Below are 11,435 nucleotides of genomic sequence, written 5' to 3'. Positions count from 1 at the left end.
TGCGCAGGTTGTGCTGCGGAATTTCAAGGAAATGCAGGCTGCGGTAGTTCAGGTCCCGGAAATGAAAAAGCTGTACCGAAGCAACGGAGCCTGTGGGCAGCAGCAGCGGCTCGGGGAAATCGTAGGCAAAGAAATCTTCAAACTGAACCTGAACCGGCGGAGCGGCCATTGAGCTGCTCATACGCACCGCCGGACCAAATGCCGCATCCATTTCAAGGAAGGCATCCATATCCATCATCATATCATCGTACACATCGAGTACCCTCGGAATGCGGGTATGGGCAAGGCGCGGCATCTCGCGCAGGTCCACATCCCCCGAAAACAAACGGAGAAAAACGTGGTCAAAGTCCATGCCGGAGTTGTTGAAAATCTGCGCCTCGGCTACCCATTCGTAGGTTTCCGTGTCGGGATGCAGCCTGAGGCTGTGCATCACGGTCCAGCCGATGGCGTTGGTTCCGTAGAGCAGGCCGATGCGCTGCGGCCCGGCCCTGTTCGCGTGTACCCGCAGCACGAGGCCGGAATCGCCGAAGAGGCTTACCTCACCGGAAAGCGGGTAAATGAAATGCGAGGCCGGATCCGGACTGATGAACTGCCCGCCGGGCTGCTGCAGGGCTGCGATGCCGGACTCATACCTGAGCAGGCCTTCCTGCGCTTGCTGCCCGTTCACAAGGCGGACGCGGGTGCCGCGAAGCCGGTTCATGAGCGAAGCAAAACCCGGTTCCGATTTGGCAATGCGGGCTTCGAGCAGCTCCCCGTCGAGCAGTACGGTGAGGCGCTCAACCGAATGCAGCTCCGGGATTCCTCTGATTTCGATCAGGTTTTCCCCCTCGGAAAGCGTGAGTGTGCGCACCTCAAAAATGCCCGAAAACCCCTGGTTATAAGCGGTGATGAAGCGGGTTTCTGCTTCGTGTGAAAGCTGCAGCGGCTGCGCAAGGCTACCGGAAGCGGCTGCGAAAAACAGGATGAAGGCTGCACATAATTTTTTCATGAAAACGCACGGGACTTGGGTTTGGGGGATGCGGCTTTCCCGACCGGCAAAGCTTCGGGTTAAACTCCCGGCGGAGGGATTTATTTCCTTCAGGCCGCTTCAGGCAGGCACGTTGCCGTTGCGCTGACCAAACCAGCGCATGCACTTATGCACGATATCGACCGGTTCGAGGAACATCAGCGGGCAGCCCCCGATTATGGGGTCAATCCGGTAGGCTTCGCAGGCACCGAGGGCTTCCACCGAAATGCTGCCCTCCCCGAAAGAGCGGTGAAACCAAACGTGATTAATGCCCAGCGCAGCGCATTCTTCTACAACGGAAACGGCAGCATCGGGCGAAGTCGCGATCATCACCGCGTGCACCCCGCCCGGGATGGCCTGAAGGTTCGGGTAGCATGGGAGGCCTTCAAGCTCGGCCGCATGCGGATTTACCGGAATGGCCTCATAGCCGGATTTGATGAGTTTTCGGAGGATGTGGCTCGCGGCCGTATCCCCTTTCCGGGAGACGCCGGTAACGGCGATGCGTTTGCCGGCAAGAAAAGCCTGCACATTTTCGGGCATTTTTGAAGCATCCATCAGTACACCTTGATTTAATTTGGGAGACGTGGTTCATCGTTGTAAATGCTGCCCGAAAGATAGGGCTTGATACGGCAAAGTTGAACAAATTTGCTTAGGTTTAGCGGAATTCTGCTTTCCTTAAAACGGCCTTTTAACGGCCCAAAACGGACTATTTGATTGACTGATATCACATTGCACAGCATACGGTTGGCGCATTTGTATGCCGACCTCCGCGACCGGCTTGCATCGCTGGGTACTGATACCGAAGCCCTGCAGCGCTCGCGCGCCGTTGTGGAGGCTGCCCTGCGGGACGGCCGCGCCTATTACGGCATCAACACCGGCTTCGGCGGCCTGGCGAGCCGGCGCATTTCGGAGGGCGACCTCACGCAACTTCAGCAAAACCTGCTGCTTTCGCACGCGGTGGGCGTCGGGGAGCCGGTTCCCAAAGCCATCACCCGGCTGATGCTTCAGCTCAAGCTGCATGCGCTGGGTCAGGGCTACTCGGGCGTTTCGCGCGAAACCTTTGCGCTGCTGCTGCGCTTCGCCGAGCTGGATCTCATCCCGGTTGTGCCCTCTAAAGGAAGCCTGGGCGCCTCCGGCGATCTGGCCCCGCTCGCACACCTGGCGCTTCCGCTGATCGGCTACGGACATTTCTGGGATGATGCGGGTGAGCGGCAGCTTCCGGCGGGGGCCGTGCTTCAGAAACATGGCCTTGAGCCGGTACAGCTTCAGGCCAAAGACGGCCTCTCCCTGATCAACGGCACGCAGATGATGCAGGCCTACGGCGCTTACGTGCTGGAAAAATCAATCGCCCTGCTCAAAACCGCTGACCTGCTGGCTACTACGAGTCTCGAAGCCCTTCAGGGCAGCATCGCCCCTTTCGACGACCGCATTCAGCAGGTAAGGCGGCATCCGGGTCAGGCCGTTGTGGCCGGCAACGTGCGTATGCTGCTGCGCGACAGTGAAATCCTCGAATCGCACCGGAACTGCGGCAAAGTGCAGGATCCCTACAGCCTGCGCTGCGTGCCGCAGGTGCACGGGGCAAGCCGCGGCGCCCTCGCGCACTGCATGCAGGTGATGGAAACCGAGCTCAACAGCGTGAACGACAACCCGCTGGTATTCGGCAACGGCGATATCATCAGCGGCGGGAATTTTCATGGTCAGCCAATCGCCCTTGCCATGGACTACGCCGCGATTGCGCTGGCGGAGCTGGGCAGCATCGCCGAGCGCCGCACCTACCTGCTGCTCGAAGGGCACGACGGGCTGCCAACCCTGCTGATGCAGCACACCGGCATCAACTCCGGCTTCATGATTCCGCAGTACACCTCGGCCTCGCTGGTTTCCGAAAACAAAGTGTTCTGCCACCCGGCCTCGGTTGATTCCATCCCGTCGAGTCTGGGTCAGGAAGATCACGTGAGCATGGGCAGCATCAGCGCGACCAAGCTGCTGCGCGTGTTCGAAAATGTGGAGCACATTCTCTCCATCGAACTGCTCACAGCCATACAGGCGCTTGATTTCCGCAGGCCGCTGCGGCCGGGCCGGGGCGTCGAAATCTTCCATCACTTTGTGCGCAAACACATCCCGCATGCCGAGCAGGACACCTATTTCAAGGAATACATGGAAAAGAGCCTGGCGCTTATCCGCGAGGGGGCCTACCTGGATCTGATCGGGGAGGAACTGGGGGAGCTGGGGTGATGCGCACCCTGCCCCGATCCGGCTTATGTTTATCGGGACGATGGTTGTATTTTGGCACTGAACTTTAACAATAAGCCAGCCATTATGAAAAAAGAACGCAGCTGCACGAGCCGGCGGCAATTTATTAAAACCGGAATAACCGGAATTTCCGGACTCCTGCTTTTGGGGGGATGCGGCATTACCTCTTCCGGCAGGGAACCATCGTCCCTCACACTGGTTTGCATGGCAGACCTTCACAGCGCTACCGACAAAATGGCGCGTATTTTACCGCTTGTGAAATCGCTTGCTTCGCAGGAGGAAGCCGTCATCGTACTGATAAACGGGGATGTGTTTGAGCGGCATCCTGTTTCGCTGAGTTCCGGGGTTGCGGCAGAGCGGGACTTTCTTCGTCAGCTGAGTGCTCTTGCGCCTGTTTTTCTCAATGCGGGCAACCACGAAGGCGCCGTTTCGGATGATATGCGGGAAGTCGCGCAGCAGATGGAAACCGACGGCGTTCAGTTCATCAGCAACATGCGGGAGATTTCGGGCGGTGAGCCGCTTGCGCCGCCTGTTGTACACCGGGAGGTGAACGGGGTCCGGTTTTCGGTCGTGGGCATTGCCACCGACGACCTCTCCACCTACCGCGCCATTCACAATGAGCGCTGGGCCGTTCCTGAAGCCTTTGCCTACGCCGCTGAGGAGCTGCCCGGTCTTTGGAGAAACGGCCGGCTGAATATTCTGATGGATCATGACGGCGTACTCAGCGACCGTGCCGTCTTCCCGACGCTCCCAAAGCCGGCCCTGCTGCTGGGCGGTCACGACCATCTTCGCTTCATCACCGAACAGGATCAGCGCCTTGCCCTGCATACAGGCTCCTATGGCGAAACAGTTGATATCGTTCGCTTTCAGATCGACGGAAACTCCGCTGCGTACGAAATTGAAAGCATCACCATTAACGACAACCTGCCTGCCGATGCCGCCTTTCTGGCAATGGCAAAAGCGCTGGAAGAGACACATCTTCCGGAAAATCTTAAAGAAATTGTCGCTGCCAATTCCGCAATAGCCACCCAAACAGCGCTGATGAAACGAATGGCGGCATGGCTGCGGGAAAGCTGCGGAACGGATGCAGCAGCCCTCAACAACACCACATTCGGGGCGGCCATGCCTTTGGGTGAGGTCCGCCTTTTTGATGTGCAGCGCAGCATCCGGTTTGACGGCAACATGTGGATTGCCACGCTCAGCGGCTCAGACCTCATCACTTTAAGAAATAAAGCAAATCAGTTTGAGCTCGACAGCTGGGAAGGTTCGACCGGTGAGTATGTGGCCGGAAGCTTCCCGGAGACGATTAATCCCGGCCAAACCTACACCCTCGCGGTCAACGGCTGGGTTGCAGTGGGTACGCCTTTCAATCAGATGCGTTTTCTCGGTTCTGAAGGCCATGCCTTCACACAGGCTGACCCGCCGGTTATGATTCGACAGACGCTCATCACAAATCTGAATCAGCCGTAAGCGCAGCTTCCGGAAAAGTGTGCACCCTTTTTAACCGCCTGTTCGTAAACCTGCGGCAAGGAGATGATGCCATGTACACAATTGAACACAAAACCATCCAAACCGCCGCCCGAGTGCTCGCCGGAAGTTTTGCCGGCGACCCCGGCACTGCGGGCACCCTCGAAGGTCTTCCTTCCGAAAAGAAAACCAAACTGCTGAACAGGCACGCGGTACTGCATATCCGGTATGCGGCGAAACAGGGACTGCTGCACCTGCTCGATGACGACCCGCGTGCCTTTATGATCGGCGGGGAAAGCAGCGCCGAAAGCCTTTATGCGGAACTCAAGCTCAAACTCAAAATCGTGCTGATTTCTTTGCCGGTTTTAGGGTTCCGGGACTTTTTCAGACTGATCCAAAATACCCGAAAGCTTGCAGCAGCCAACGACCTGAGCTGGTACAAAGGCCTCGTTCCGAAGCGTCATTACCGGCTCAAAATTATCGCGGTTGATCCTTCCCTGCGCGGCACCGGCGCCTTCCGCCGGCTCATCACCCCGGCCCTTGAACATGCCGATAAACACGGCCTTCCGGTCGTACTCGAAACGCACAACCCCGCCAATGTGGGTCTTTACGAACACTTCGGCTTTGAGCTTGTAAAAACGCTCGGGAGCCCCGGACTGGCACTTGAACAGTTTTGTATGGTGCGCAAAGCGGTGGATGGGTGACTCCCGGTCAATGGGCTTAGCAGGTGCAATGCTATTCAAGAAAAGCGGGCATCTGGTCAGACCTCTTTTATTGACCCTGCACAAAATGTAGCTAACTTAGCAAAAAATTATCTCACGCCTTTCAGCACGCCTATGTCCAAGGATTCAAATCTCATAACGGTTAATATGCACGAAGCCAAGACCGGATTATCGCGTTTGGTTCAGCAGGTTCTTGACGGCAAACAGGTACGCATTGCGAGACACGGCAAACCGGTTGTTGAGTTGCAGCCGGTGCAAAAAACGCCAAAGAGACAACCGGGTACCTTAAAATGTAAGATCCGGATTGCAGATGATTTTGACGCTTGTGCACCCGAAATACAGGATTTAATTGAAAACGCTTCTGCCGGTCAGCCTGAACCTCAATGAAATATCTGATTGACACTCATGTGCTGCTTTGGTAGTTAGCTGACAGCCCGCGTTTAAATGAAACATGCAGACAAGTGCTCATGCACAAAGATGTTTTTTGTAGTGTGGTTTCACTATGGGAAATTAGCATCAAAGAGCAATTAGGGAAGATTAGTGTACCTGAAAACTTTCTCAGCGAGGTTGAGAATCAAAGTTTTATCTGGTTAAACGTAGAGCTTAAGCATGTAGCCGGTTTAAAGCAGCTCCCTTTATATCACAAGGATCCCTTTGATCGCATGCTCATTTCTCAGGCACTTTCAGAAGACCTGATTTTTATCACCGCTGATAATACAATTAGCCAATATAACATACCCGTACTCAGGGCATAAACCCCGCTAACCAACAAGTATGTTTCTTTTTGGCAAGGCGAAACCAACCTTGAAATTTCGCTGCTTCCTGACAGACTAAACGCAACTTCCCTCTTTTGCATGGTGCGGAAAGCGGTGGATGCAGGCCGGGACCTGTACCTTCTCCAACGCCCCTTACTGAACAAATGCCGTATAATTTTCAGGGGTGATGCATTCCCAGGTGGCGTTGTCGTACGTTTGTAGCCACTCTTTGGGTGCTTTTACCCTGCGGTTGGAGCTCCACTTAAACTCAAAACCACGCAGGCTTCCCCCGCTTTCTTCAATCAGATCAATCTCTTTCTGATCATAAGTTCGCCAGAAATAATAGTTCGCTGTTTTTCCCGAATACGCGTTTCGCTTTATACGCTCAATGATCATGAAATTTTCCCAGAGCTGACCAGCATCATTGCGCAATTCAATCGGGTTAAAGTTCGCAATAACCGCATTGCGGATACCGAGATCCATGAAGTAGTACATTTTCATTTTTGACACTTCTTTTCGCAGGTTTCTTGAAAATCCCTGAAGGGAAACCAGCACAAACGACTTTTCGAGCAAGTCGAGATAACGCTGCACTGTTTTATAGTCCAGCCCGAGCTGCTTACCGAGCTCAACCGTCGAGACCTCACTGCCGATTTGAAAAGCGAGGAGTTTCAGCAAATCAAGAATTACGTGCGACCGTTTGAGCAGCTGAAATTCAAGTATGTCTTTAATCAGATATGCGTTTTTTATTTCCGTGATGCGGTTTTCTTTTTCCCTGAAGGAATCGAGGGAAAAAACTTCGGGATAGGAGCCGTAAATCAGCAGTTCGTGCAGCCTGCGTGCAGCCTCCCAAGGCGTTAGCTCAGCTGCAATTTCCTGCATGGAGAGCGGAAACAGGGTGAGTACATTTTTGCGGCCAGTAAGCGGTTCTTCAGTTGAGTTGGCAAGATCAAAGGAGGAAGATCCTGTAACCACCACATACAAATCCGGAAAATGGTCAGCCACAAGTTTTAGCGCTGTACCGATTCGCTCTATCTTCTGCGCTTCATCAATTAAAAGCAAATCAAGCCCCTGCACCATATTTTTAATAATCTGCAAATCACATTTCCCAAACGCTGTAGCAAAGGGAAGATCATCACCTGTATAAAACGCATACCTTCGGTCAGGTTGTGTCAGCAGTGTTTTTACAAGGGTTGTTTTGCCTACCTGCCGGGCTCCGTAAAGAATAAGAACCTTTCCTTTTTTTAGATGGCTTTCCGGGTTCAGACTTCTTTGTATCATTTATATTTCCTGTTTTCTTACTCGATTTTCTTTCAATTTAGTAAAATTACAGGAATACAGCTCCTTCAATTTATATGAATTGAAGGAGTCTGACTCCTCTAATTGAATTGAATTGGAGGAGTTGGCTTGTTTGATTAAGCTGCTCTGCTTGTTAAAGGATCAGAGAAAAGTTGCCGGCCTGCACTATGAGGAGATATCCGTAATAAAGGCGTCAAAGTTGCTTCGGTTGATGACAGCTGTTTCGTTCTCCGGGTAGGTTTTCCGAAAGATTGCGGGGAATTTCGCTTTGGTGTGCTCTCCCCATTTAAATTCAAAGGCGTAAAGGATACCGTCCCTTTCTTCGATATAATCTATCTCCTGCCGGTCGTGTGTTCGCCAAAAAAATGAATTGGCAAACCATGCCTTCTTTTGAAGGAACTTCATCCGCTCCGAAATCAAAAAGTTTTCCCATAGCGCACCTGTATCCTGCCGCAATGAGAGGGGTGCATAATTGCGGATAACCGCGTTTCGGATGCCGTTGTCGTAGAAATATATCTTCCTTGCTTTGGATAGCTCTTTGCGCAGATTTCGGCTGAATGCGCCCAAACGAAACACCACAAAAGCCCGCTCCAGCAGCATGATATACCGCTCTACGGTTTCTTTATCAATACCCGTCAGTCTTGAAAGCTCGAGATACGAGACTTCGTTACCCAGCTGAAAGGCAAGTGCCTGAATAAGTTTTTCGAGCTTTTCCGGTTTTTGGACGTTCTCCCAGGTGAGAATATCCTTGTATAGGTAACTATCCGCCAGCTGAAGCAAGGTCTCTTTCTCGTTTCCCGAACTTGTTACGACTTCCGGGTAGTACCCGTAAATGAGCCGCTGTTCCAGCAACCTTTTTTCTTCTAAAAACCCGTGATGCTGCACCATTTCATCAAAGGAAAGCGGGTATAAGAAGTACTCCCATTTCCGCCCGGTCAGCGGCTCTTTGATTCGGTTGGCCAGCTCAAAAGCCGATGATCCCGTTGCTATAACTTTTACACCGGGGATGTTGTCGTAAATCAGCTTGATAACAAGACCAATATTTTCGATACGCTGCGCTTCATCAATCACCAAAACCCTGTAGCTGCCGATCAGTTTTTTTAGCTGTGTTGAGGTAGGGTCCTGAAGCAGCGCCCTGATATCTGTTTCATCTCCATTCCACCATAATGCACTCACCTCATTGTTTTTAACAAGGTTTCTGAGCAACGTAGTCTTGCCTGCCTGACGCGGGCCAAGAATTATAAGGACTTTCCCGTCCTTCAGCTTTTGCTCAAGTATGGATTGAAGATTTCGTTTAATCATACCCGAAACTAAAGAATTTTCGATTCTAACCGAAATATTTAGCTAAATTTTTCGGGTCAAACCGAAATTTCACTGGTTTTCTCGTCTTTGTTTTTTCTCAGCTCACCTGGTCTAAAAGGGTATTCCAAAGGTTGTACGCTACCGGGTGCGTGTTTGAGGCCGCGATGCAGGGCATCCAAAAACCCCCAAAGCACGGGATTAGCCGCAGGCTTGGGGGCTTTCGGGTTGGCACGACTGACAGTGATGTGCACGGCGTTTTCCCAAAAAACAAAGAGGCTGAACTGCCAAAGCAGCAGGAATCAGGCTGACCTTTTACCGGCGCGTCACCCGGCGGGTATTGGTCTCCGGCTGACGGTCGATGAGGTAGTTCCACGGATCGATGCCGGCCTCCCTCGGTTCTGACGAAACCCGCCTCACAAAGGTGTTTTCCGCCTCGGTGATGTGTACCCGCTCCATAAGCAGCGGCTCGCCAAGTCTCAATCCCTGCTCCGGGCGCGCAAAGATGCCGATGTCGATGTAGTCGTTCAGGGGCACGGGCACGAGCACACCCAACGAGTCGGCCCGGAATTTCTCGGTACGGGTGGTCAGTGTTACGATGTATTCGTCTCCGTCCTGTTCGAACTCAGCGCTCACCGCGGTATTGGTGAAGAAGGTCATGGTTTCGAAAAGGTCTTCGATGAGGTATTGCAGGGAGTCGGGGGTTACATCTCGGAATGCCCGTACGGCCGAGATGGAGGTCGGATAGGGCGGCTCCTGATAGCCGTAGGTATCAATGAGCGAGCGCAACGCGCGATTCACGTTTTCCTCCCCTATCATTTCTTTGAGGTAGTACATCACAATGGAACCCTTGTTGTAATAGATGTAGCCCTGCTGCTCGGCCTGCATCAGCGGACGCTCCGCAATGCGTTCTCGCGCCCGTCCCCGAAGGTAGGAATTGACTTCATGACGCAGGAATTTATCCATCTGCTCCCGTCCGAAGGCCTGCTCCATAACCATTAGCGCCGCATACTGCGAGAAGGTTTCGCTGAGCATTTCGGCACCCTGCATGCGGGCCCCGATTACCTGATGCGCCCAGTATTGATGCGCCATTTCGTGGGCTACCACGTAGAATACGGGGTCGATGTCGCCGGGACCCAAATTGCGCAGGTCGCTGATGAATCCGATCCCCTCGCTGTAAGGCATGGTGCCGGGGAAGGCCTGGGCGAAGGTGCTGTACCGCGGAAACTGTATGATGCGTGCCTGACTGTGGTAGTACGGACCGAAGTGGGTGGTGAAATACTCCAGCGACTGACGGATGGAGGCCAGCATGTTGGGTACGTTCATGGCATGGCGGGGCGCGTAGTACACCTCAATATCGATGTCGTTCCAGCGTTCGCGGGCGACCTCGTAACGAGCCGACATAAAGGCATAGAAATTGAGTGCCTTGTGATCGAGCTCGTATTCGAAATACCGGCGCCCGTTCTCGTTCCACTCCCGTTTCAGGCTTCCGGGTGCCACAGCTATCTGATCTTCGGCCGTGCTGATGACCGCCCGCATGGTAATCCAGTCGGAATCACCGCTCACGTAATGATTGCCCCGACTCACGAGGTTGTACTCATCGAGAACGGGCATACGGGCACGCTCGGGAAGCCCCAGGCGGGTACGGCGGGTCGGACTCTGAATCTCATACCCTGCCTGATAGCCAAAAGACGGCATTATGTCGAAGTTGTTGAAGAAGGTTCCGTTTTGGGTGAGCGAGGTAAACGAGACTTCGTTTTCGAACCCCCGGGTTACGATTTCGGAGCGTACTCCAATGGTCAGACTGTCGCCGGGCATAAGCTGCCGGGCAAGGGTGTAAATACGGTACCCGTGCCGGGCGTCGTCCAGAACCAGCGTTGCACCGGGAATGTCGATTTGGATGTCCTCCGGCCGAACCGATCCGGGCAGGGTGAAATGAAGCGAATCCAGCGGTACATCGGTTTTATTTACCACGATGGATGATGCCCGCACAAACAGGTCCCGCTGGTAGGGATAAATATCGATTTCGTAGTCGAAATGCACCCAACGGGGCTGTGGAATACCCTCATAGTGCTTGTAGGTGAGCTCATAGCTCATCTGAATCTGCTCCCTTTCTTTGGACGACATATAGGTGTTCAGCACAGCCGTGTTGTAGTAAATCCATCCCCCCGTGAGCAGAAACGCGGTGAGCAGTCCCAAAGCCGGAACACGGGCTTTACGAAAGCGCAGCGCCGACTCTTTTAGCCGGTCACGGAACCGGTTGTGATGTCCGCGCACGAAAAAGGAATAGGCTGCGATGATGAGCAGTCCCACCAGCAACGCCCAGTACACACTGAACCAGAACATGCCGGGAATAAACGGACCGTACCCGTTCATGTCGGAAAATATGCGTGAGGGTTCACTCCACAAGATGAACATGTTGAATTCCGTACGCAGCGCACCCTGAAGGGATGCCCGTGCAATGATGAACGCAACTACCACGAAATAGCCAACATACCGGTTGTTCACCAGGGTATGAACGAACAGAGCCATCGCAACCATCTTGGCAAATGTGAACATATCCATCACCAGCAGCTCCACGATGTAATGATTCAGGTCGATCTGGGTGTAGCCAAACAGCAGCTGGGTGATGATGCCCGT

The 11,435-nt window shown here is 53.4% G+C and carries 10 protein-coding genes and 1 pseudogene; 6 read left to right on the top strand and 5 right to left on the bottom strand.

All coding sequences use genetic code 11. The features are described 5' to 3' along the window. Both LAT75_RS13435 and LAT75_RS13430 read right to left on the bottom strand, forming a co-directional pair. Positions 1–988: hypothetical protein (locus LAT75_RS13435; protein ID WP_291483192.1), on the bottom strand; the 988-nt coding region annotated here is incomplete at its 3' end. A gap of 99 nt (positions 989–1,087) precedes the next feature. Continuing rightward, complete coding sequence (locus LAT75_RS13430; RefSeq protein WP_291483191.1) at positions 1,088–1,561, bottom strand: CoA-binding protein; 474 nt, start codon at positions 1,559–1,561, stop codon at positions 1,088–1,090. A 159-nt stretch (positions 1,562–1,720) separates the two neighbouring features. Between LAT75_RS13430 and hutH the strand changes: the two genes are divergently transcribed. The 5 genes and pseudogenes from hutH to LAT75_RS13405 all read left to right on the top strand — a co-directional run. Next, entirely contained in the window at positions 1,721–3,238 is a 1,518-nt protein-coding gene (gene hutH / locus LAT75_RS13425) for a histidine ammonia-lyase (protein ID WP_291483190.1), read from the top strand. 84 nt (positions 3,239–3,322) lie between these two features. After that, a complete protein-coding gene (locus LAT75_RS13420) occupies positions 3,323–4,726 on the top strand; it encodes a metallophosphoesterase (RefSeq protein WP_291483189.1) in 1,404 nt (467 codons plus the stop codon). A 71-nt stretch (positions 4,727–4,797) separates the two neighbouring features. Further along, positions 4,798–5,427, top strand: a complete 630-nt coding sequence (locus tag LAT75_RS13415) for a GNAT family N-acetyltransferase (protein WP_291483188.1) — start codon at positions 4,798–4,800, stop codon at positions 5,425–5,427. A 132-nt stretch (positions 5,428–5,559) separates the two neighbouring features. Then, a complete protein-coding gene (locus LAT75_RS13410; protein WP_291483187.1) occupies positions 5,560–5,832 on the top strand; it encodes a type II toxin-antitoxin system prevent-host-death family antitoxin in 273 nt (90 codons plus the stop codon). Positions 5,833–5,891: 59 nt separating this feature from the next. Continuing rightward, positions 5,892–6,200: pseudogene (locus tag LAT75_RS13405) on the top strand (type II toxin-antitoxin system VapC family toxin); the annotation flags it as partial. Positions 6,201–6,353: 153 nt separating this feature from the next. Here the strand turns inward: LAT75_RS13405 and LAT75_RS13400 are convergent. Together LAT75_RS13400 and LAT75_RS13395 are read right to left on the bottom strand one after the other, a co-directional pair. Continuing rightward, complete coding sequence (locus LAT75_RS13400) at positions 6,354–7,478, bottom strand: ATP-binding protein (RefSeq protein WP_291483185.1); 1,125 nt, start codon at positions 7,476–7,478, stop codon at positions 6,354–6,356. Positions 7,479–7,661: 183 nt separating this feature from the next. Further along, positions 7,662–8,798 carry an ATP-binding protein gene (locus tag LAT75_RS13395; protein WP_291483184.1) on the bottom strand — a complete coding sequence of 379 codons (1,137 nt, stop codon included), beginning with the start codon at positions 8,796–8,798 and terminating at the stop codon, positions 7,662–7,664. 131 nt (positions 8,799–8,929) lie between these two features. Between LAT75_RS13395 and LAT75_RS13390 the strand changes: the two genes are divergently transcribed. After that, positions 8,930–9,106, top strand: a complete 177-nt coding sequence (locus LAT75_RS13390; RefSeq protein WP_291483183.1) for a hypothetical protein — start codon at positions 8,930–8,932, stop codon at positions 9,104–9,106. Between the two features lie 4 nt (positions 9,107–9,110). Here the strand turns inward: LAT75_RS13390 and LAT75_RS13385 are convergent. Next, positions 9,111–11,435 (bottom strand): M1 family aminopeptidase (locus tag LAT75_RS13385; protein WP_291483182.1); only part of this gene is annotated, 2,325 nt, incomplete at its 5' end.

This window comes from Cyclonatronum sp., assembly GCF_022565315.1.
Classification (GTDB): Bacteria; Bacteroidota; Rhodothermia; order Balneolales; family Cyclonatronaceae; genus Cyclonatronum.
The sequence above is the reverse complement of the archived record's forward strand: the minus strand, read 5'-3'. Positions and strand labels throughout refer to the sequence as shown.

Bases quoted from the DNA above. Each gene is read 5' to 3' on its own strand.
- LAT75_RS13430 (WP_291483191.1), bottom strand. From the start codon at position 1,561: ATGGATGCTTCAAAAATGCCCGAAAATGTGCAGGCTTTTCTTGCCGGC.
- LAT75_RS13420 (WP_291483189.1), top strand. From the start codon at position 3,323: ATGAAAAAAGAACGCAGCTGCACGAGCCGGCGGCAATTTATTAAAACC.
- LAT75_RS13415 (WP_291483188.1), top strand. From the start codon at position 4,798: ATGTACACAATTGAACACAAAACCATCCAAACCGCCGCCCGAGTGCTC.
- LAT75_RS13410 (WP_291483187.1), top strand. From the start codon at position 5,560: ATGTCCAAGGATTCAAATCTCATAACGGTTAATATGCACGAAGCCAAG.
- LAT75_RS13400 (WP_291483185.1), bottom strand. From the start codon at position 7,478: ATGATACAAAGAAGTCTGAACCCGGAAAGCCATCTAAAAAAAGGAAAG.
- LAT75_RS13395 (WP_291483184.1), bottom strand. From the start codon at position 8,798: ATGATTAAACGAAATCTTCAATCCATACTTGAGCAAAAGCTGAAGGAC.